Annotated in this window: 15 protein-coding genes; 4 read left to right on the forward strand and 11 right to left on the reverse strand. The window is 64.4% G+C overall.

From position 1 onward, the window contains the following. Nucleotides 1-267: 267 nt before the first annotated feature. The 8 genes from QAZ22_RS27875 to QAZ22_RS27910 form a co-directional block, all read right to left on the reverse strand. Nucleotides 268-1,896: an alpha-D-glucose phosphate-specific phosphoglucomutase gene (locus QAZ22_RS27875; protein WP_278204045.1), complete on the reverse strand. Its 1,629-nt coding sequence runs from the start codon at nucleotides 1,894-1,896 to the stop codon at nucleotides 268-270. Between the two features lie 3 nt (nucleotides 1,897-1,899). Then, on the reverse strand, nucleotides 1,900-3,345 hold the full coding sequence (gene glgA, locus QAZ22_RS27880; protein WP_278204046.1) for a glycogen synthase GlgA: 1,446 nt from the start codon (nucleotides 3,343-3,345) through the stop codon (nucleotides 1,900-1,902). 47 nt (nucleotides 3,346-3,392) lie between these two features. Continuing rightward, the gene (glgC, locus tag QAZ22_RS27885) at nucleotides 3,393-4,658 is read right to left on the reverse strand and encodes a glucose-1-phosphate adenylyltransferase (RefSeq protein ID WP_278204048.1); all 1,266 of its coding nucleotides are present in this window, start codon (nucleotides 4,656-4,658) and stop codon (nucleotides 3,393-3,395) included. A 52-nt stretch (nucleotides 4,659-4,710) separates the two neighbouring features. Continuing rightward, complete coding sequence (gene glgB, locus QAZ22_RS27890; protein ID WP_278204050.1) at nucleotides 4,711-6,933, reverse strand: 1,4-alpha-glucan branching protein GlgB; 2,223 nt, start codon at nucleotides 6,931-6,933, stop codon at nucleotides 4,711-4,713. Between the two features lie 244 nt (nucleotides 6,934-7,177). Continuing rightward, nucleotides 7,178-9,640, reverse strand: a complete 2,463-nt coding sequence (locus tag QAZ22_RS27895) for a glycogen/starch/alpha-glucan phosphorylase (RefSeq protein WP_278204052.1) — start codon at nucleotides 9,638-9,640, stop codon at nucleotides 7,178-7,180. A 143-nt stretch (nucleotides 9,641-9,783) separates the two neighbouring features. Then, on the reverse strand, nucleotides 9,784-10,566 hold the full coding sequence (locus QAZ22_RS27900; RefSeq protein WP_278204054.1) for an ATP-binding cassette domain-containing protein: 783 nt from the start codon (nucleotides 10,564-10,566) through the stop codon (nucleotides 9,784-9,786). Nucleotides 10,567-10,568: 2 nt separating this feature from the next. Further along, nucleotides 10,569-11,633 (reverse strand): ABC transporter permease, encoded by a 1,065-nt coding sequence (locus tag QAZ22_RS27905; protein WP_278204056.1) that lies wholly within the window; start codon nucleotides 11,631-11,633, stop codon nucleotides 10,569-10,571. Between the two features lie 163 nt (nucleotides 11,634-11,796). Then, nucleotides 11,797-12,831, reverse strand: a complete 1,035-nt coding sequence (locus QAZ22_RS27910; protein WP_126085170.1) for a sugar ABC transporter substrate-binding protein — start codon at nucleotides 12,829-12,831, stop codon at nucleotides 11,797-11,799. 211 nt (nucleotides 12,832-13,042) lie between these two features. Here QAZ22_RS27910 and QAZ22_RS27915 point away from each other — a divergent pair, with 211 nt between their 5' ends. From QAZ22_RS27915 to QAZ22_RS27930, 4 genes are all read left to right on the forward strand, one after another. Beyond that, nucleotides 13,043-14,269, forward strand: a complete 1,227-nt coding sequence (locus tag QAZ22_RS27915) for an ROK family transcriptional regulator (protein WP_278204059.1) — start codon at nucleotides 13,043-13,045, stop codon at nucleotides 14,267-14,269. A gap of 2 nt (nucleotides 14,270-14,271) precedes the next feature. Beyond that, nucleotides 14,272-14,718: an RbsD/FucU domain-containing protein gene (locus QAZ22_RS27920; RefSeq protein ID WP_278204061.1), complete on the forward strand. Its 447-nt coding sequence runs from the start codon at nucleotides 14,272-14,274 to the stop codon at nucleotides 14,716-14,718. Further along, entirely contained in the window at nucleotides 14,715-15,638 is a 924-nt protein-coding gene (locus tag QAZ22_RS27925) for a carbohydrate kinase (protein WP_278204063.1), read from the forward strand. The genes QAZ22_RS27920 and QAZ22_RS27925 overlap by 4 nt, the downstream gene beginning before the upstream one ends. A 295-nt stretch (nucleotides 15,639-15,933) precedes the next feature. Then, nucleotides 15,934-17,103, forward strand: a complete 1,170-nt coding sequence (locus QAZ22_RS27930) for a DegT/DnrJ/EryC1/StrS aminotransferase family protein (RefSeq protein ID WP_278204065.1) — start codon at nucleotides 15,934-15,936, stop codon at nucleotides 17,101-17,103. Nucleotides 17,104-17,262: 159 nt separating this feature from the next. Here QAZ22_RS27930 and QAZ22_RS27935 read toward each other — a convergent pair whose 3' ends face one another. The 3 genes from QAZ22_RS27935 to cysN all read right to left on the reverse strand — a co-directional run bounded on the left by QAZ22_RS27935 (nucleotide 17,263) and on the right by cysN (nucleotide 21,432). Then, entirely contained in the window at nucleotides 17,263-18,459 is a 1,197-nt protein-coding gene (locus QAZ22_RS27935) for an IS256 family transposase (protein ID WP_278203348.1), read from the reverse strand. 239 nt (nucleotides 18,460-18,698) lie between these two features. Beyond that, a complete protein-coding gene (cysQ, locus tag QAZ22_RS27940; RefSeq protein WP_278207965.1) occupies nucleotides 18,699-19,484 on the reverse strand; it encodes a 3'(2'),5'-bisphosphate nucleotidase CysQ in 786 nt (261 codons plus the stop codon). Nucleotides 19,485-19,494: 10 nt separating this feature from the next. Next, on the reverse strand, nucleotides 19,495-21,432 hold the full coding sequence (cysN, locus tag QAZ22_RS27945) for a sulfate adenylyltransferase subunit CysN (RefSeq protein WP_278204067.1): 1,938 nt from the start codon (nucleotides 21,430-21,432) through the stop codon (nucleotides 19,495-19,497).

Below are 21,432 nucleotides of genomic sequence, written 5' to 3' on the forward strand. Positions count from 1 at the left end.
GACCCTGGGATCCATGCCGTGACCTCGACCGAAGGGCACAGCGGAGCAGGAATCTGGACCGCAGCGCCGCCTCGACGTCACGGCATGGATCCTCGGGACTGCGCTGCGTCGCTACGCTCCTTGCTGCGCCCGTGGATGACGAAGCGGTGGGCGTTTCGGCCAATCGCCAATATGTGCACTCCGGCCCACACCCCTTATCCGTCTCGGCGCTGCGCGCCGATCCACCTTCTCCCACAAGGGGAGAAGGGGAAGCCTTCGCCTCCACCCTCAAGTAATCACGCTCGGCTTGTCGCGGCCGGTGTGGCTCTTGATGCCGGCGATGTCCTCGGCGGCTGCGATCAGGTCGGCGAGCGCCTCCTGCGTGTCGAGGTCGTGCCTCGCCTTGTCCGGCTCGTAGCGTTCGATATAGACGCGCAGCGTCGCACCGGAGGTGCCGGTGCCGGAGAGGCGGAAGACGACGCGCGAGCCGCCTTCGAACAGGATCCGGATGCCCTGATTCTTGCTCACCGAGCCGTCGACCGGATCGTGGTAGGCGAAGTCGTCGGCGCTGGCGATTGTCATGCCGCGCAGGGTGGTGCCGGGCAGCGAGCCGAGCTTGGCGCGCAATTCGTCGACCAGCCTGTTCGCCCGTTCGGTCTCGACCTCCTCGTAGTCATGACGCGAATAATAGTTGCGGCCGTAAGTCTCCCAATGCTTGGTGACGATGTCCTTGCAGCTCTCGCCGCGCACGGCGAGGATGTTGAGCCACAAAAGCACGGCCCACAGCCCGTCCTTCTCGCGCACATGGTCGGAGCCGGTGCCGGCGCTCTCCTCGCCGCAGATCGTCGCCATGCCGGCGTCGAGCAGATTGCCGAAGAACTTCCAGCCGGTCGGGGTTTCGTAAATGCCGATGCCGAGCTTTTCGGCGACGCGGTCGGCAGCGCCGCTTGTCGGCATCGAGCGGGCGATGCCCTTCAGGCCTTCCTTGTAGCCGGGCGCCAGATGCGCGTTGGCGGCAAGCATCGCCACCGAATCCGACGGGGTGACGAAGATGCCCTTGCCGATGATCAGGTTGCGGTCGCCGTCGCCATCCGAGGCGGCGCCGAAATCCGGCGCGTCCGGTCCCATCATCTCGTCATAGAGATGCTTGGCGTGCACCAGGTTCGGATCGGGGTGGTGACCGCCGAAATCGGGCAGCGGCTTGAAGTTGCGACAGGTGCCGTTGGGGGCGCCGAGCCGGCGCTCGAGAATCTCCTTGGCGTAGGGACCGGTCACCGCATGCATGGCGTCGAAGCGCATGCGGAAACCGTATTTGAAGTTGGCACGGATGGCGTCGAAGTCGAACAGGCTCTCCATCAGCTCGGCATAGTCCTTGACCGGGTCGAAGACCTCGACCGTCATGCCGCCGGCGTCGACCGTACCGATCGTGTCAATGTCAACGGTGCCGATGTCGGCGATCTTGAAGCTCGAGATCGTCTTGGTCTTTTCGAAGATCGCGTCGGTGATCTTCTCCGGCGCCGGGCCGCCATTGCCGGCATTGTACTTGATGCCGAAATCCTCGTGCGGGCCGCCCGGATTGTGGCTGGCCGACAGGATAACGCCGCCAAAGGTCTTGTATTTGCGGATGATGTTGGAAGCTGCAGGCGTCGACAGAATCCCACCCTGCCCGACCATCACCTTGCCGAAGCCGTTGGCCGCGGCCATGGCGATCGCCTTCTGGATGACCTCGCGGTTGTAGAAGCGGCCGTCGCCGCCGATCACCAGCGTCTTGCCCTCGAAACCTTCCAGCGCGTCGAAGATCGACTGGATGAAGTTCTCCGCATAGTGCTCCTGCTGGAAGACGGGCACCTTCTTGCGCAGGCCGGAGGTGCCGGGCTTCTGGTCGGTATAGGGTTTGGTGGGAACGGTTTTGATCATGCCTCAGGCAGCCCTTTTCGTAAGCAGCAAGCGATAGAGTTCGACATATTTCTCAGCGCTCTTGTCCCAGGAGACATCGGCCTTCATGCCCTGGCGCTGGATCGAGGCCCAGGCGGCAGGCCTGGCATGCGCCTCGACCAGCCGGCGGATGGCGTGCAGCAGCGCGCCGCCATTGTTGGGCGCGAACTGGAAGCCGGTGGCGACACCCGCCGACAGCGCCGCCTCGTTGGCGTCGATGATGGTGTCGGCGAGGCCGCCGGTGCGCGCGACGACCGGCACGCAACCATAGCGCAGGCCGTAGAGCTGTGTCAGCCCGCAGGGCTCGAAGCGGGACGGGATGACGATGGCATCGCAGCCGCCCTGCATGATGTGCGAGAGCGCTTCGTCATAGCCGATGACGACGCCGACGCGGCCGCGATGCCGCGCGGCGGCGGCAAGCAGCGAGCCTTCGAGGCCGGCATCGCCCGAGCCCAGCACCGCCAGTCGTGCCCCACGCTGAACGACGCCATCGACGACCGCGGCCAAGATGTCCATGCCCTTCTGCCAGGTCAGCCGGCTGACGACGCAGACGATGGGGCTATCGTCATTCTCGAGGTTGAAGCGCTCCTCGACGGCCTTGCGGTTGAGGCCGCGGGCTTCGAGCGTCTCGGCCGAGTAATTGGCGACCAGATGCTTGTCGGTCGCGGGGTTCCAGATGTCGACATCGATGCCGTTGACGATGCCGTAGAGGTCGACGGCACGCATGTTGATCAGGCCGTCTAGACCCATGCCGAATTCCGGCGAGCGAATCTCTTGCGCATAGGTCGGGCTCACGGTGGTGATCGCCCAGGCGGCCTGCAGGCCCGCCTTGAGAAAGCCGACGCCGCCATAATATTCGACGCCGTCGAGTTGCATGGCCACGCCCGGCAGGCCGAGCTCGCCGAAGATGCCGGCGCCGAACTGGCCCTGGAAGGCAAGGTTGTGCACGGTGATCAGAGACGGCACTCCGACCGCCTTGCCGTAGCGCATGTAAGCCAGCGTCATCGCCGACTGCCAGTCATGGGCATGCACGATGTCGGGCTGGTAGCCCGAGATCGCGCCGCCGGCTATGTCGCCGCCGACCTGGCTCAGCGCCGCGAAGCGCCGCCAGTTGTCGGGCCAGTCGGCACCGGAAGCGTTGCCATAAGGCCCACCCACGCGGTCGAAGAGATGCGGCGCGTCGAGCACGAAAAGGTCGAGCTCGCCGATCTTGACGGCATGGACCGAAGCCTTGCCGCCCTGCAGCAGCGGGTACTGGTAGACGGCCTTCTTTCTCTTGAAGGCCTCCATCACCACCGGATAGCCGGGAACCAGCGTGCGCATCGCCACGCCCTTGGCGGCGAGCGCGATCGGCAGCGCGCCAGCCACGTCGGCAAGCCCGCCGGTCTTGATCAGCGGGAAGATTTCGGGCGTGACCGACAGAACCTGCATGCGATTCACATTCCGAGTTTAAAGTGACAGCTTGTTGATCGACCTTGTCAGGTCGACAACTTGTTGATCATGTCCTGCGTGATCAGGCAGATGCCCTTTTCCGAGACGCGGAAGCGCTTGGCGTCGAGCTCCGGATCCTCGCCGACCACCAGTCCTTCCGGGATGCGGACGCCGTGGTCGATGACGACGCGCTTGAGGCGCGCGTTGCGCCCGACAAAGCAGTCGGGAAGCATCACCACCTCCTCGAGCTTGGAATAGGAATTGATGCGGGCGCCGGTGAAGATCAGGCTGCGGCGCAGCGAGGCGCCGGAGACGATGCAGTCGCCCGAGACCAGCGAGGAGATCGCCTCGCCGCGGCGGCCGTCCTCGTCGTGCACGAACTTGGCCGGCGGCTTCAATTCGGCATAGGTCCAGATCGGCCAGTCGCGGTCGTAGAGATCGAGCTCGGGCGTGACGTCGGTCAGGTCGATATTGGCTTCCCAATAGGCGTCGACGGTGCCGACATCGCGCCAATAGGGCTCGGCCTCATGCGAGGAGCGCACGCAGGACTTGGCGAAACGGTGGGCGATCGCCTTACCGTGCTGGACGATGTAGGGGATGATGTCCTTGCCAAAGTCGCGGCTGGACCCGGGCTCGGCCGCGTCGCGACGCAGCTGCTCCATCAGGAACTTGGTCTTGAAGACATAGATGCCCATCGAGGCCAGCGCGTGGTCCGGCTTGTCCGGGATGCCTGGCGGATCGGCGGGCTTCTCGATGAAGGAGATGATAGTGTCCTTCTTGTCGACATGCATGACGCCGAAGCCGGTCGCCTCCATGCGCGGCACTTCCAGGCAACCGACGGTGACGTCGGCGCCGGCGTCGACATGCTGGCGCAGCATGAGCTCGTAATCCATCTTGTAGATGTGGTCGCCGGCGAGGATGACCATGTATTCTGGGCCGTAGGCCTCGATGATGTCGATGTTCTGGTAGACGGCGTCCGCCGTGCCTTCATACCACTGCGTTTCCGACACGCGCTGGCTGGCAGGCAGGATATCGAAGCTTTCGTTTCGCTCCGGCCTAAGGAAATTCCAGCCGCGCTGCAGGTGACGGATCAAAGAGTGCGCCTTGTACTGGGTGGCGACGCCGAGGCGGCGGATGCCGGAGTTGAGCGCATTGGACAGCGCAAAATCGATGATGCGCGTCTTGCCGCCGAAATAGACGGCGGGCTTGGCGCGGCGGTCGGTCAGCTCCTTGAGGCGGCTGCCGCGGCCGCCGGCCAGAACATAGGCCATGGCATCGCGCGCCAGCGGCTGGGTTCTCTTGATCTCTGCCATTGTTTGCCTCCCTCCTAAGCTGTCCGGGACTTTGCTTCAGCCAGATGAGATATCATCTGCTTTCGTCCGCGACGAATTCCAGCATGATCGTCGACAGCGGCGGCAGCAGCATCGTCGCCGACGTGCTGCCCCCTTCCTCACTCGCCGCGACCATGCCGCCATTACCCATGCCGGAGCCGCCATAATCGGCGGCGTCGGTGTTGATGATCTCGCGCCATTGTCCCGCCTTCGGCAGCGGCACACGATAGTTCTCGCGCGGCACCGGCGTGAAATTGGAGATGACGGCGATCGGATTGCCGTCCGGCGCGCTGCGCAGCCAGGCAAAGACGGAGTTGTCGCGATCGTCGACGATCAGCCAGGAGAAGCCTTCGGGCTCGCAGTCGCGCGCATGCAGGGCCGGGCGCGAGCGGTAGAGGTAGTTCAGATCGCGCACCACCTGCCAGACACCGCGATGCGGGGCATATTCGAGCAGGTTCCAGTCGAGCGCGCGTTCCTCGCTCCACTCGCGGCGCTGGGCGAATTCCTGGCCCATGAACAAGAGCTTCTTGCCGGGATAGCCCCACATGAAGGCGTAGTAGGCGCGCAGCGTGGCGAATTTCTGCCAGTCGTCGCCGGCCATCTTGTGGAGCAGCGTACCCTTTCCGTGCACCACCTCGTCATGGGAGAGCGGCAGCACGAAATTTTCCGAGAAAGCGTAGACGAGGCCGAAGGTGATGTCGTTGTGGTGGTGCTTGCGAAAGATGGGCTCCTTGGAGAGGTACTCCAGCGTGTCGTGCATGAAGCCCATGTTCCACTTGAAGCCGAAGCCGAGCCCGCCTTCATGCACCGGGCGAGAGACCTTCGGCCATGAGGTCGATTCCTCGGCGATCGTCATCACGCCGGGATGGTGGCCGTAGAGCTCCTTGTTCATCTTCTGCAAGAAGCTGACGGCCTGCAGGTTCTCGCGTCCGCCCTTCTCGTTGGGGATCCACTCGCCAGCCTTGCGCGAATAGTCGAGGTAGAGCATCGAGGCGACCGCATCGACGCGCAGGCCGTCGACATGGTATTTTTCAGCCCAGAACAGCGCGTTGTTGACGAGGAACGACACCACCTCGCGGCGGCCGAAATTGTAGATCGCGGTGTTCCAGTCGGGATGAAAACCCTGGCGCGGATCGGCATGCTCGTAGAGCGCGGTACCGTCGAACTGCACCAGCCCATGTTCGTCGACGGGAAAATGCGCCGGCACCCAGTCGAGGATGACGCCGACGCCGGCGCGATGCGCGCCGTCGACGAAGCGGGCGAAGCCGTCAGGATCGCCGAAACGGGCGGTCGGCGCATAGAGACCGGTCGTCTGGTAGCCCCAGGACGGGTCGTAGGGGTGCTCGGAGATCGGCAGGAACTCGATATGGGTGAAGCCGGTGTCGACCACGTAAGGGATCAGCCGCGCGGCAAGCTCGTCCCAGGTGAGGAACGTGCCGTCGTCGCGGCGCTGCCACGAGCCGGCATGGACCTCGTAGATCGAGATCGCCTCGCGCCGCGGGTCGGCCTTCTGCCAGAAGCCGCGATGCGCCTCGTCGCCCCATTGATGCGCCATCGGCGGCGCCGTCACCGAAGCGGTAGCCGGGCGCAGCTCGGATTCGAAGGCGAAGGGATCGGCTTTGAGCGGCAGCCGCACGCCGTCGGGGCCGATGATCTCGAACTTGTAGGGCCGGCCGGCGCCGAGGTCGGGAATGAACAGCTCCCAGATGCCGGTGTCCTTGCGGTCGCGCATGGTGTGCCGGCGGCCGTCCCAGTCGTTGAAGGCGCCAACCACCGACACGCGCCGGGCATTGGGCGCCCATACCGCGAAATGCACGCCGGTCGCGCCTTCATGGTCGATGATATGGGCGCCGAGCTTGTCGAAGAGCCTGAGGTGCGAGCCCTCGGCCATGTAGTAGTCGTCCATCGGCCCCAGCACCGGCCCGAATGAATAAGGATCGGTCAGCCACCAGTCGCCACCGGCATTCCTCGCGTGATAGCGCAGCGGCTGGCGCTTGCGAATCGAAAGCCTGCCCTCGAAGAACCCGGCATCGTTGCTGCGGACGAGTTCCCCGACCTCCTTGCCGGTCAGCGTGTAGGCAGTGACGAACTCGGCATTGGGGACGAAGCAGCGGGCGACGAAGCCGTTGCCGGCCTCATGCACGCCCAGAACGGAAAAGGGATCGCCATGCGTTCCGGCGACAATCGCCGCGACATCGCCGGCTGGCGCCAGTCCGTCCGGCCCGCTTGTCGCAGCGGTCGCGCGCGGCTTCCTCATCAGGCGGTCGCCCTCCCCGGGCACCTTTTTGTTTGGGTGCATGCCGTAGTCCCAAAACCGCTTCGCACTTTTGGGCGGCATGCACCGTTCTAGTCTTGGTGCATGCCGTAATCCCAAAACCGCTTCGCACTTTTGAGCGGCATGCACCGTTCTAGTCTTGGTGCATGCCGTAATCCCAAAACCGCTTCGCACTTTTGAGCGGCATGCACCGGGGCCACATCGTTCGTGACCTCATGCAATCACATCAGACGGGCACGTTCCAGATTTCTTTCGCGTATTGGCGGATGGTGCGATCGGACGAGAACCAGCCGACGCGGGCGACGTTGCGGATGGCGCGTGCGTACCAGTCGGGACTGTTGCGCCAGACGTCGTCGACTTCGCGCTGGCAGGCGGCGTAGGAGTCGAAATCGGCCGCCACCATGAACCAGTCGCTCTGATAGAGGCCATTCATGAGGTCGCGGTAGCGGTTGGGATCGTCGGGCGAGAAGACGCCGGACGAGATCGCCGACACCGCCTGCGACAGCTCCGGCGAGGACTCGATCACGCCGCGCGGGTTGTAGCCGTTGTTGCGCCGCTCGGCGACCTCGGCGGTGGTGAGGCCGAAGATGAAGATGTTGCCATCGCCGACACGCTCCTTGATCTCGACATTGGCGCCGTCGAGCGTGCCGATGGTCAAGGCGCCGTTGAGCGCGAACTTCATGTTGCCGGTGCCCGACGCCTCCATGCCGGCGGTCGAAATCTGCTCGGAGAGGTCGGCGGCCGGCATCATCACCTCGGCCAGGCTGACATTGTAGTTCGGCACGAACACCATTTTCAGCAGGCCGCGCACCGACGGATCGCCATTGATGACCCTGGCGACGTCATTGGCCAGTTTGATGATCAGCTTGGCATTGTGGTAGCTGGGCGCCGCCTTGCCGCCGAAGAATTTCACCCGCGGCATCCAGTCCCGCTCGGGGTGCGAGCGGATCTGGTCGTAAAGCGCGATCGCCTCCAGGATATTGAGGAGCTGGCGCTTGTATTCGTGGATGCGCTTGACCTGGATGTCGAACAGCGCCGACGGATCGAGCCTGATGCCCGGCCGATCGGCGACGAGGCTTGCAAGCCTCGCCTTGTTCTGCCGCTTCACGGCGGCGAACTTTTCGCGGAAGGCGGGATCGTCGGCAAGAGGATCGAGATCCTTGATCGCCTCGATGTCGTCCATGAAACGGTCGCCGATCGCCTCGCGCGCCAGCGCGGTGAGGCCCGGATTGCACTGGATCAGCCAGCGCCGCGGCGTGATGCCGTTGGTCTTGTTGTTGATGCGGTCCGGATAGAGCCTGTGGAGATCGGCGAACACCGTCTCCTTCATCAGCTCGGTGTGCAGCGCCGAGACGCCGTTGATCGAATGCGAGCCGACGAAGGCGAGATTGCCCATGCGCACGCGGCGATCGCCATTTTCCTGGATCAGCGAAATGCGGGCGATCTGCTCGCCCGAGAATTTTCCGGTGGCGCGCGCTTCCAACAGCACCTGGGCGTTGATGGCGTAGACGATCTGCATGTGGCGCGGCAGCAGGCGCTCGAACAGCGGCACCGGCCAGCTTTCCAGCGCCTCGGGAAGAAGCGTGTGATTGGTGTAGGCGAAGGTGCGCCTGGTGGTGTCCCAGGCGAGGTCGAAATCCATGCCGTGGACGTCCATCAACAGCCGCATCAGCTCAGCTACGGCGACGGCGGGATGGGTGTCGTTCAGATGGATCGCAGCCTTGTCGGGCAGCGACTTCAGGTCACCATATTGGCTCAGATGGCGCTGGACGATGTCCTGCAGCGAGGCGGTGGAGAAAAAATACTCCTGCCTTAGCCTGAGTTCCTGCCCGGCCATGTGGGAATCGGCGGGATAGAGCACGCGCGACAGCGCGTCGGCCTTGTTGCTCTCGGCGAGCGCGCCGATGTGGTCGCCGGCATTGAACTTGTCGAGCAGGATCGGGTCGATCGGCATGCCGGACCAGAGCCGCAGCGTGTTGACGCGCTTGGCGCGCCAGCCGGCGACCGGCGTGTCGTAGGCGACGGCCAGCACATGCTCGGTCGGCTTCCAGACATGGCGTTCCAGCCGGCCGTCCTTGGAGGTGATCGATTCCACCGAGCCGCCGAAGCCGACCTCGAAGGAACGTTCGCGCCGCTCGAACTCCCATGGATTGCCGTGGTCGAGCCAGGTCTCCGGCAGCTCCACCTGCCAGCCGTCATGGATCTCCTGGCGGAACATGCCGTTGGCGTAGCGGATGCCGTAACCATGAGCGGGAATATCGACAGTCGCCATGCTCTCCATGAAGCAGGCGGCGAGCCGGCCGAGGCCGCCATTGCCGAGGGCTGCGTCCGGCTCGAGGCCGGCGATGAGATCGAGGTCCACGCCGAGCGAGGCCAGCGCTTCGCGCATGTTCTCCATCAGGCCGAGATTGGAGAAGGCGTCACGCATCAGGCGCCCGATCAGGAATTCGAGCGACAGGTAATAGACGCGCTTTTCCTGCTGGTCATAGGCTTCCTTGGTCGCCTGGATCCAGTGGTCGACGATGCGGTCGCGCACGACCTTGATCGATGCGGTCAGCCAGTCATACGGCGTGGCGACGGTGATGTCCTTGCCGAGCCTGTACTTGAGCGACATCAAGACTTCTTCGGCGAGCGTCTTGGGGTCTGGGTTGTCAAGAGCGGGAGCTTCGATGGTCATGGCGGATGTCATATCGCCTCTCGTTCGGTTGGCCTGATCATACCGGCTTTCACCGTTTCTCCTACCCCAGTTTGCCGCGCTGCAGCATATGTTAAATCGATTTAGGCTGCGATGTCCATCCGATACTCCTGTGGCTATTCATCGTGGTGGGGGGATCAGGCCGCCAGCGCGTCCTCCGGCGGCTTCTTGGCGCCGGTCATGAGCGCGACGGCATCCGACATCGAGATCTGCTTCGGGTCGACGACGCACAGACGCCGTCCAAGCCGATGGATGTGGATGCGGTCGGCCACCTCGAAAACGTGCGGCATGTTGTGCGAGATGAGCACGATCGGCAGGCCGCGCTTCTTGACGTCGAGGATCAGCTCCAGGACGCGCCGGCTTTCCTTGACGCCGAGCGCCGCCGTCGGCTCGTCCATGATCACCACTTTCGATCCGAAGGCGGCGGCGCGCGCCACGGCGACGCCCTGACGCTGACCGCCCGAGAGCGTCTCCACCGCCTGGCTGATGTTCTGGATGGTCATCAGGCCGAGTTCGGTGAGCTTGTCGCGGGCGCGCTTCTCCATCGCCGGACGATCCAGCATGCGGAACCAGCTGCCGAGCGGGCCGGGCTTTCGGATCTCGCGGCCGAGGAACATGTTGTCGGCGATCGACAGCGCCGGCGACAATGCGAGGTTCTGGTAGACGGTCTCGATGCCCGCTTCGCGGGCCTCGATGGGGGATTTGAACTGGACCTGCTTGCCGTCCAGCTCGATCACCCCTTCGTCGGGATGCACGGCGCCGGAGATCGCCTTGATGAGCGTCGACTTGCCGGCGCCGTTGTCGCCGATCACCGCCAGGATTTCGCCTGGATAGAGATCGAAGTCGCAATTGTTGAGCGCGGTCACGCGGCCATAGCGCTTGGTAAGACCGCGCGCGGTGAGGACAGGCTGCTGGGTCATGGTTACACCGAAACCTTTCTGATCCACTGGTCGATCGCCACGGCGCCGATGATGAGCACGCCGGTGAGCAGCACTTTCCATTGCGGATCGGCGCCCAGCATGTTGAGGCCCATCGAGACGACGCCAACGATCATGGCGCCGAACAGCGTGCCGAGGATCGAGCCGCGGCCACCGAAGAGCGAGATGCCGCCGATCACCGTCGCGGTGATCGCCTGCAGATTGTAGTCGGTGACGGCGGCGGACGGTGAAATCGAGCCGTTGCGGCCGATCGAGACCCAGGCCGCGAAGGCGGCGATCAGGCCGGCAAGCGTGTAGACAGCCACCAGCACCGTCTTGGTCTGGATGCCTGAGAGCTTGGCCGCTTCCGGGTCATCGCCGACTGCATAGACATGGCGGCCCCAGGCGGTGTGGTTGAGCACATACCACAAGAGAAGCACCAACAGGACCATGGCGATGACGCCAGCCGTGAGCACGGCGGAGCCGACCCTGAAGCTCAGCGCGAAGAGATGCAGCAGCGGCGCCTGAGCGTCGACGTCGGCGTCGCGAATCGTCTCATTGGCCGAGTAGATGAAATTCGTCGCCATGACGATGTTCCAGGTGCCCAGCGTGACGATGAACGGCGGCAGCTTCATGTAGGCGACCAGCAGACCATTGAGCAGGCCGCAGGCGCCGCCTGCGGCAAGCCCTATCGCCACTGCGAGAATGGTCGGCACGCCGTAGGTGATTGCGCAGTTGCCCATGATCACGGCCGAAATCACCATGATCACGCCGATCGATAGATCGATGCCGGCGGTCAGGATGACCAGTGTCTGGGCAGCGCCGAGAATACCGACGATGGCGATCTGCTGCAGGATCAGCGTCAGCGTGTAGGACGAAAAGAAACGCCCGCCGAGGGCAATGCCGAAGATGATGATCGACAGCACCAGCACGATCAACGGCACCGCAGCAGGCGTGGAATGCAGAAAATGCTGGGCGCGCTTGACGAACGACTTGCCGTGCTCCTCGAAGGCGGCGACGCTGGTGTCGCTGCCGGTGAGCACCTTCTCGAATTCCTGCATCTGAGACATGTATCCTCCCGTCTGCGCGGAGCTTGCTCATTGCCCCACGCGCCGTTCACGCATTCCGGTCTGTTGCCGGGATTTATCAGCGCTTACGAAAGCGCATCGTCCACCCGATGCGGCCGGGGATCAAGCCCCCAGCCGCAAGGTTTATGCGCCCGTCAGGCCGGCATCAGCCCCAGCACTTGGCGAGGCCTTCCTTGGTGTCGATGGACTTCACGCCGTTCGCGGGCTTGTCGGTGACGAGGTTGACGCCGGTGTCGAAGAAGTTCTTGCCTTCGGTCGGCTTCGGCTTGGTGCCGTCCTTGGCGTATTTGGCGATCGCCTCGATGCCGAGCGCCGCCATCTGCAGCGGGTATTGCTGCGAGGTGGCGCCGATCACGCCTTCGGTCACCGACTTCACACCGGGGCAGCCGCCGTCGACCGAGACGATCAGCACCTGCTTTTCGAGACCGACGGCCTTGAGAGCCTGGTAGGCGCCGACGGCGGCGGGCTCGTTGATGGTGTGGATGACGTTGATGGTGTTGTCCTTCTGCAGAAGGTTCTCCATCGCCTTGCGGCCGCCTTCCTCGTTGCCGTTGGTGACGTCATGACCAACGATACGCGGATCGTCCTCGTCGCCGATCTTGTTCGGGTCCTTCACGTCGATGCCGTAGCCCATCATGAAGCCCTGGTCGCGCAGCACGTCAACGGTCGGCTGCGAGGGGGTGAGATCGAGGAAGCCGATCTTGGCGTCCTTGGCCTTGTCGCCGAGCGTGGCGGCGGCCCAGGCGCCGATCAGCTTGCCGGCCTCCAGATTGTCGGTGGCGAAGGTCGCATCGGCGGCGTCGATCGGATCGAGCGGCGTGTCGAGCGCGATCACCAGCAGGCCGGCGTCACGCGCCTTCTTCACCGACGGCACGATGCCTTTGGTGTCGGAGGCGGTGATCAGGATGCCCTTGGCGCCGTCGGCGATGCAGCTCTCGATCGCCGCGACCTGGCTCTCGCTGTCGCCGTCGATCTTGCCGGCATAGGTCTTGAGGTCGACGCCGAGTTCCTTGGCCTTGGCGGTCGCGCCCTCCTTCATCTTGACGAAGAAGGGATTGGTGTCGGTCTTGGTGATCAGGCAGGCGCCGACTCCGGCGGCCGACGCGGACGAAGCGAATGCGAGCAGGCCCAGCCCGGCCGCCGCGAACACTGTGGACTTCAGCAGCGATTTCTTGGTCACGATTTCCTCCCAATGGAACCATTCCGGACGCCGGCCAACCCGGCGCCTCAAGCGCATCCAACCATTTCTCCCAGCGTGGACGCCACCTCAAAAGACACCAGTCCGAGACATCTGTCAATAATTAAATCACTCTTATTTATTATTGACAGACTTGCGCCGTTCACTCATTCTGAACGAAAAGCAGCGTGGGGAAACCAACGGGAGGAACAGGGTGGAAACCGGCATTGCGAGGCACGGTTCGCCCGAAGCTCGGGAGAGCCGCTTGCATCGCGGCACGAACCAGAGCGGCATGCGCGACCACAACGAGCGGCTCGTGCTGTCCTTGGTGCGCCAGCATGGCAGCCTGGCCAAATCCGACATCGCCCGCATGACCGGGCTGTCGGCGCAGACGGTATCGGTCATCATGCGCGAGCTCGAAGAGGACAAGCTGCTCGTCCGCCAGGCGCCGCAGCGCGGCAAGATCGGCCAGCCCTCGATCCCGATGGCGCTCAACCCGGAAGGCGCCTTCTTCATCGGTCTCAAGATCGGCCGCCGCAGCGCGGAGCTGGTGCTGATCGACTTCCTCGGCAACGTGCGCGCGATGCTGCGGAACTCCTATCGCTATCCGGCGCCGCGCGAGACGGTGGAGTTCGTCAGCGCAGGCATCAAGAAGATGCGCGGCGAACTGACGCCGGCGCAGGACAAGCGCATCGCCGGCCTCGGCATCGCCATGCCGTTCGAACTATGGAGCTGGGCCGACACGGCGGGCGCGCCGCGCGAGATCATGGACGAGTGGCGCCACCGCGACATCCGGGCCGACATCCAGGCGCAGTGCGACTTTCCGGTCTATCTGCAGAACGACGCCACTTCCGCCTGCGGGGCGGAGCTCGTCTTCGGCCAGTCGGGGGGCGCGCGCGACTTCGTCTATTTCTATATCGGCGCCTTTGCCGGCGGCGGCATCGTGCTCAACGGCCGCCTGTTCGGCGGGCCGACCGGCAATGCCGGCGCGCTGGGCTCCATGCCGGTGCCGGGGCCTGACGGCAAGCCGACGCAGCTCATCGACATCGCCTCGATCGCCACGCTGGAAAAGGCGCTCAGCGCCAAGGGCATCGACGGCTCCTATCTTTGGACCTCGCCGCAGGAATGGGGCGACATCGGCGCCGAGCTCGACGAATGGATAGCCAAGGCCGCGCAGGCGCTGGCCTATGCCATCGTCGCAGCCTCCTCTGTCATCGATTTCGAGGCGGCGGTGATCGACGGCTGGATGCCGCTCGAGGTGCGGCGGCGGCTTGTCGATGCGGTCACGGACGCGATCGCCGGCATCGACGCCGAGGGCCTGAAGCTGCCTATCGTGCGCGAGGGAACCGTGGGCATCCATGCGCGGGCGCTGGGCGGCGCAAGCCTGCCGTTGTCCGAGCGGTTCCTGATCGGACCGACCACGATTTCCAGGAGCGCCTAACCATGCTGATCGGCATCCCGCCGCTGCTCGGCCCGCAGCTTCTGGCGACGTTGAGAGCCATGGGCCATGGCGACGAGATCGCCATCGTCGACGGCAATTATCCCGCCGAGGAGCAGGCGCGAAGGCTGATCCGCGCCGACGGCCATCCCATCATTCCGGTGCTCGATGCCGTTTTGAGCGTGCTGCCGGTGGACGAGGCAGTGCCGGAGGCACTGTTCCGCGCCTCGGTCAAGGGCGATCCGGCGCTCGCCGATCCCGTGCATCACGAGATGGAAGCGGTCTGCGCCAAGCGCGCGCCGGGCCACAAGGTGATTGCGCTGGCCGGCGCCGACTTCTATGCACGTGTCAAGGCCGCGCATGCGATTATCGCGACCAGCGAAGCCAGGCTTTACGCCAATATCATCATCCGCAAGGGCGTGATCAATCCGCCGGAGACCAAGACGCAATGATCCTTTGCTGTGGCGAAGCCCTGATCGACATGCTGCCGCGCACCACAACGGAAGGCGAAGCTGCGTTTGCGCCTTACGTCGGCGGCGCGGTGTTCAACACCGCGATCGCGCTCGGCCGGCTGGGCGCCCCGGCAGGCTTCTTCTCCGGCCTCTCCTCCGACCTGTTCGGCGGTCAGCTCCGCGAGTCGCTCGGGGCGAGCAAGGTGAGCTCCACCTACGCGCACACCTCGCCAAGGCCGACGACGCTCGCCTTCGTGCGGCTAAACAACGGCCAGGCGACCTACACTTTCTACGACGAGAACACCGCCGGGCGCATGCTCACCATCGAGGATTTGCCGAAGCTCGGCGCAGAGATCGAGGCGATGCTGTTCGGCGCCATCAGCCTGATCTCGGAACCTGCGGGATCCGCCTATGAAGAGTTCATGCGGCGCGAGCACGAAAGCCGGGTGATGATGCTCGACCCCAACATCAGGCCGAACTTCATTCCCGACAAGGCCAAGCATCTCAGACGGATTCGCGAGATGATGGCGATGGCCGACATCGTCAAACTGTCGGACGAGGACCTCAACTGGTTCGACGAGGCGGGCTCGCATGAGGACGTGGTACGCAACTGGCTGGACCGCGGGCCGAAGCTGATCGTCGTCACCCATGGCAGCGAAGGCGCCGTCGGTTACAGCAAGGAGCACAAGGTGACGGTGGTGCCGCAAAAGGTGAAGGTAGTCGACACGGTGGGCGCCGGCGACACCTTCAATGCCGGCATCCTCGCCTCGCTGCACGAGCAGGGCCTGCTCACCAAGGCGGCGATCGGCGGCCTCTCGGAGGAGGCCATCCGCAAGGCGCTGGAGCTTGGCGCCAGGGCGGCCGCGGTGACGGTATCGCGGGCCGGCGCCAACCCGCCCTGGCGGCACGAAATCGCCTGATTGACCGTCCGGCAGGCGCTGCCGACCGATCACTTTATGTTTCCAAGGGCCAAAACAGCGCGATAAAGGGTGCCGGCAATACGCCTGGAAGCCCGGATTCCGGGCTTCCTCGGGCAATACGCCGGCAAAAGACGGTAACAGGCTGCGACACTTGCGCAATTTGCCCTGCCCACGGTCGACTTTCTCAGCCGTGCCAAGTCTGGTACCAGCGGGCGGTTTACCGATTGGAGCGACGTGCGTCCATCCGGACGCACAAAGTACGCTCCAACACTTTCTGAAGCCATTTGAGGCCAACATGCAGTTCATCGATCTTGGCGCGCAGCGCGAACGAATCCGCGACCGGCTGAAGGCCGCGATCGACAAGGTGGTCGAAGACGGTCGTTACATCCTTGGCCCCCAGGTCACCGAGTTCGAGAACAAGCTCGCGGCTTATGTCGGCGTCAAGCATGTGGTGGCCTGCGCCAACGGCACCGATGCGCTGCTCCTGCCGCTGTTTGCCGCCGGTATCGGCCCTGGTGACGCGGTGTTCGTGCCGAGCTTCACCTTCGCCGCGACGGCCGAAGTGGTGGCGCTCGCCAAGGCGGAGCCTGTCTTCGTCGACGTCGATCCCGACACCTACAACATCGACATCGCCAGTCTCGAGGCGGCGATCGACATGATCAAGAAGGAAGGAAGGCTGAAGCCGAAGGCGATCATCCCGGTCGACCTGTTCGGGCTCTCCGCCGACTATGGGGCGATCATGGCGATCGCCAAGCGCGAGAACCTGCTGGTGATCGAGGACGCTGCCCAGTCGATGGGCGGTTCGGCCGACGTCCAGGCGATCGGCGGCTCCGCCGACGCCAAGATGTGCGGCGCCTTCGGCCATGTCGGCTCGACCAGCTTCTATCCGGCAAAGCCGCTCGGCTGCTACGGCGACGGCGGCGCGATGTTCACCAATGACGCCGCGCTGGCCGACAAGCTCAGATCCTTCGCCTTTCACGGCAAGGGCGAAACGCAATACGACAACGTCCGCGTCGGCATCAATTCGCGCCTCGACACGCTGCAGGCGGCGATCCTGATCGAAAAGCTCGCCATCCTCGAAGAGGAGATGGTGGCCCGCCAGGTGGTGGCGCAGCGCTATGCGGAAGGCCTCGGCGACATCGTCAAGGCTTCGCGCAACCTGGGCCACGGCCGCTCGGCCTGGGCGCAGTATGCCATCGAGACGACGAAGCGCGACGGGCTGAAAGCCCATCTTGGCGAGAAGGGCATCCCGTCGGTCATCTATTATGTGAAGCCGCTGCACGAGCAGGTCGCCTACAAAGATTATCCGCGCACGCCGACCGGCCTCGCCGTCTCGGAGGACCTGCCGAAGCGGATCCTCTGCCTGCCGATGCACGCTTATCTCAGTGAAGCCGACCAAGACCGCATCATCGAGACGATCCGCAACTACATCGGCTCGAACTCGGCGCATGTAGCGGCCGCGTAGGCGCGGATGGTACGCCTTGAAGCTTAGCTGAAAGGTCGACGCCAAGCCCCCCTCTGTCCTGCCGGACATCTCCCCCTCAAGGGGGGAGATTGGCAGTTTCGGCGATCCGCTCGGGTTGTGTGCGTCAAGTTCTGCAAAAAGGGGCGGCCATGAGGCTGGTCATGCGGCTTGGCGCAGAGCGAGCTTCTTATGCTCGCGCAGGTCGTCCATGTTGATGTAGCGGTTGGCCTCCATCCAGTTTTCGTTGGTTTCGACGGCCAGCGCCCTGACCAGGCGCAGGCAGCTTTCGGCGTTGGGAAAGATGCGCACGACATAGGTGCGGCGCCTGATCTCTTCGTTGAGGCGTTCCAGCATGTTGGTCGACTTCAGGTGCTTGTGGTGCTGGCGCGGCAGGCGAAAGAAGGTCAGCGTGCGCTCGATGGTCTCCTCCACCCACGTCGTCAGCCGCGGATAGCGGCCCGACCATTTGGCCAGCCACGCGGCGAGATCGGCCTTGGCCTCGGCGAGATCGCGCCGGTCGTAGAGCCATCTGAGCTCCTGCAGGCAGTCGTCGCCGTGCTTGCGCGGCAGGTGATCGAGCGCGTTCCTGAGGAAGTGCACGTAGCAGCGTTGCCAGGCCGCTTCCGGAATCACCTCGCCGATCGCCGCGACCAGGCCGGCATGGTCGTCGGACACGACCAGTTCGACGCCCCTAAGACCGCGCGCCTTGAGCGCCACGAGGAAGTCCTTCCAGGCCGAGCGGCTCTCGCGATTGGCCATCTCCACGGCCAGGATCTGGCGCCGCCCGTCCCAGTCGATGCCGACCGCGATCAGCACCGCCTGGCTCATGACGATGCCGGCCTCGCGCACCTTCTCGTAGCGGGCATCGAGCACGAGGTAAGCAAAGGGCTCTTGAAGCGGGCGCTCGGCAAAGGCCTTCAGGCTTTCGTCCAGCCGTTTGTTGATGGCCGAGATCGACGAGGCCGAGAAGGCATGCCCGCACAGCTCCTCGGTGATCGCCTTGACCTTGCGGGTCGACACGCCTTGCACGTACATCTCGGCAAGCGTCGCCACCAAGGCCCGCTCGGAGCGCTGGTAGCGCTCGAACAGCTCGGTGGAGAAGCGCCCCTGCCGGTCCTGCGGAACCCGCAGCTCCAGCTTGCCGACACGGGTGACAAGCGTGCGGCCGTAATACCCAGAGCGATAGCCGAGCCGCTCCGGTGTCCGTTCGCTCTTCGAAGCGCCCAGCGCCTCGTCCATCTCGGCCTCGAGGACCTCCTGCATCACTGCGCGGATCACTTCGTGCAGCCCATCCGGGTTCGAAAGCAGAATGTCTTTGACGGCAGCTATGGCGGATTTATCTTCGATCTTGGTCATGGTGGCGTTCCTTCGCGGGAATCAGGTGACGTGAACAATCACCAGCCTGCCATGACCGCCCTCTCTCAGCGAATTTGCAGAACTCTCAGCACACTACCTCCGCTCGTTCTTCACCGTTGGAGGTTGGCGAAAGCCTGCGTGACATCCGATCTCCTCCCTTGAGGGGGAGATGGCCGGCAGGCCAAAGGGGGGTCCTGTCCCGCCAGCATATGGAAGTTTTCTAAGCAGCGACCGGCTGACTACGCACCCGCGCCCTTGCCCCTTGCAATGAAATGCGGGTTGGCGAAATCGGCATCGCTCACCTGATTGCGCTTGCCGTAGACGAGCGGCTGACCGTCCAGCGTGCGGGTCATGCCGCCGGCGGCGCGAAGCACGGCGTCGCCAGCCGCCGTGTCCCATTCCATGGTGCGGCCGAAGCGCGGATAGACGTCTGCCTCGGCGGCGGCGAGCAGGCAGAATTTCAGCGACGAGCCGATCGAGACGATCTCGGCGGCGCCGAGATCGCGGATGAAGGCATCCGTTTCCGGCGTGTTGTGCGAGCGGCTGGCGACGACGGCGAGCGGGGAGCCCCCTGCCCGAACCGTGATCTGCCGGCGGCCGGTGATGCGATAGTCGCTGTCGATTTCGAGCGCTTCCGCCCTGCCCGGCCGTCCACTGAAGAAACGCCCGGTGCAAGGCGCGAAGACGACGCCAACCTCCGGCACGCCGTGGCGCACCAGCGCGATGTTGACGGTGAAATCGGTGCGGCGGTTGACGAATTCCTTGGTGCCGTCGAGAGGATCGATCAGGAAGAAGGCGCCGTCGAGCTCGGGCGTGGCGACGCCCGCCGCGACCTCTTCCTCGGCTACGCAAGGGATATCCGGATAAGCGGCGCGCAAGCCAGCCAGGATGATCTTCTCGCTTTCGCGATCGGCTTCGGTCACCGGCGAAGAGTCGGACTTGCTGTCGACGGCGCAGCCCTCGTGGAAGACCCGCATGACCTCGCGCCCGGCTTCGAGCGCCAAGCGCTCGAAGACGCCGAGCATCGCCTCGTCGTCAGATACCGCCGCCATTGTCATACTGCTCTTCGGCAATGTCTCGCTCGGTCAGCCAGTGTTCCAGGGCTTCCGCCATCTCCTGAGGACTCTTGCCGAGCGTCTTCAGGTGGATTTCGGGATTTTCCGGCGCCTCGTAGGGTGAATCGACGCCGGTGAAGTTCTTTATCTCGCCGCTCAACGCGCGTGCGTAAAGGCCCTTCGGGTCGCGGCGGGCGCATTCCTCGAACGGCGTGTCGACAAAGACCTCGACGAATTCACCCTCAGCCATCAGCTCGCGAGCCATGCGCCGCTCGGCGCTGAAGGGCGAGATGAAGGAGACGATGACGATCAGGCCGGCATCGGCCATCAGCTTCGCCACCTCGGCGACGCGGCGGATGTTTTCCACGCGGTCGGCATCTGTGAAGCCGAGATCGCGGTTGAGGCCGTGGCGGACATTGTCGCCGTCGAGGATATAGGTGTGGCGACCCGATGCGAACAGCTTCTTCTCGAACAGGTTGGCAATGGTCGACTTGCCCGAGCCGGAAAGGCCGGTGAACCAGAACACCGCCGGGCGCTGGTTCTTCAGGTCGGAGCGGCCGCGCTTGCCGACGTCGAGCGACTGCCAGTGGATGTTTTCGGCGCGGCGCAGCGAGTGCAGGATCATGCCGGCGCCAACGGTGGCGTTTGTAATGCGGTCGATGAGGATGAAGGCGCCGGTCGCGCGGTTCTCGGCGAAGGGATCGAAGGCGATCGGCGCTCGCGTCGAGAGGTTGCAGACGCCGACCTCGTTGAGGTCGAGCGACTTCGCCGCCTCATGCGCAAAATCGTTGACATTGATCCGATATTTGAGGTCGGTGACGGTCGCGCTCACCTGATCGGTTTCCGTGCGCAAAATGTAGGACCGGCCGGGCAGCAGCGCCTGCTCATCGAACCAGACGATGTTGGCGGTGAACTGATCGGCGACTTGCGGACGTGCGGCCGGCGACACCAGCATGTTGCCGCGCGACACTTCGACCTCGTCCTCGAGCACGAGCGTGACGGCCTGGCCGGCGACGGCCTGCTCGAGGTCGCCGCCATGCGCGACGATGCGCTTGACGTGCGAGGCCCTGCCGGACTTGGCGACCACGACCTCGTCGCCCTGCGAAACCGTGCCCGAGGCGATGGTGCCGGCAAAGCCGCGGAAATCGAGGTTCGGGCGGTTCACATACTGGACGGGAAAGCGGAACGGCAGCTCGACGGCGGCCTCGTCGACCGACACGTTCTCCAGATGCTCGATCAGCGACGGCCCGGAATACCAGGGCGTGCGCTCGGAACGGCTGGTGACATTGTCGCCAAAACGCGCCGACATCGGGATCGGCACGACGCTGGTGAAGCCGAGTCCCCGCGCAAACTCGCCGTAGTCGGCGACGATCCGGTCGAAGACAGTCTCGTCGAAGCCGACGAGGTCGATCTTGTTGACGGCAAGCACGATGTGGCGGATGCCGAGCAGCGAGGCGATGATGGAATGACGCCGCGTCTGGCGCAGCACACCCTGGCGCGCATCGATGAGCACGATGGCGAGGTCGGCGGTCGACGCGCCGGTCGCCATGTTGCGCGTATACTGCTCGTGGCCGGGCGTGTCGGCGACGATGAACTTGCGCTTCGGGGTGGCGAAGAAGCGGTAGGCGACGTCGATGGTGATGCCCTGCTCGCGCTCGGCTTCAAGCCCGTCGACCAAAAGCGCGAAGTCTACGTCGTCGCCGGTGGTGCCGTGCTTGCGCGAATCGCGCTCGAGCGCCGCGAGCTGGTCCTCGAAGATCTGCTTGGTGTCGGAAAGCAGCCGGCCGATCAGCGTCGACTTGCCGTCGTCGACCGAGCCGCAGGTGAGGAAACGCAATAGCGACTTCTTTTCCTGCGCGGCCATGTAGTCGCGGATGGAGTCGGTCTGGGCGAGGCTCTTGGCCATGATGTGGCGCAT

It is taken from the genome of Mesorhizobium sp. WSM4906 (assembly GCF_029674625.1).
GTDB lineage: Bacteria > Pseudomonadota > Alphaproteobacteria > Rhizobiales > Rhizobiaceae > Mesorhizobium.

Coding starts and splice junctions, on each gene's coding strand:
- QAZ22_RS27875 (WP_278204045.1), bottom strand. CDS start 1,896: ATGATCAAAACCGTTCCCACCAAACCCTATACCGACCAGAAGCCCGGC.
- glgA (WP_278204046.1), bottom strand. CDS start 3,345: ATGCAGGTTCTGTCGGTCACGCCCGAAATCTTCCCGCTGATCAAGACC.
- glgC (WP_278204048.1), bottom strand. CDS start 4,658: ATGGCAGAGATCAAGAGAACCCAGCCGCTGGCGCGCGATGCCATGGCC.
- glgB (WP_278204050.1), bottom strand. CDS start 6,933: ATGAGGAAGCCGCGCGCGACCGCTGCGACAAGCGGGCCGGACGGACTG.
- QAZ22_RS27895 (WP_278204052.1), bottom strand. CDS start 9,640: ATGACATCCGCCATGACCATCGAAGCTCCCGCTCTTGACAACCCAGAC.
- QAZ22_RS27900 (WP_278204054.1), bottom strand. CDS start 10,566: ATGACCCAGCAGCCTGTCCTCACCGCGCGCGGTCTTACCAAGCGCTAT.
- QAZ22_RS27905 (WP_278204056.1), bottom strand. CDS start 11,633: ATGTCTCAGATGCAGGAATTCGAGAAGGTGCTCACCGGCAGCGACACC.
- QAZ22_RS27920 (WP_278204061.1), top strand. CDS start 14,272: ATGCTGATCGGCATCCCGCCGCTGCTCGGCCCGCAGCTTCTGGCGACG.
- QAZ22_RS27925 (WP_278204063.1), top strand. CDS start 14,715: ATGATCCTTTGCTGTGGCGAAGCCCTGATCGACATGCTGCCGCGCACC.
- QAZ22_RS27930 (WP_278204065.1), top strand. CDS start 15,934: ATGCAGTTCATCGATCTTGGCGCGCAGCGCGAACGAATCCGCGACCGG.
- QAZ22_RS27935 (WP_278203348.1), bottom strand. CDS start 18,459: ATGACCAAGATCGAAGATAAATCCGCCATAGCTGCCGTCAAAGACATT.
- cysQ (WP_278207965.1), bottom strand. CDS start 19,484: ATGCTCGGCGTCTTCGAGCGCTTGGCGCTCGAAGCCGGGCGCGAGGTC.
- cysN (WP_278204067.1), bottom strand. CDS start 21,432: ATGCGCCACATCATGGCCAAGAGCCTCGCCCAGACCGACTCCATCCGC.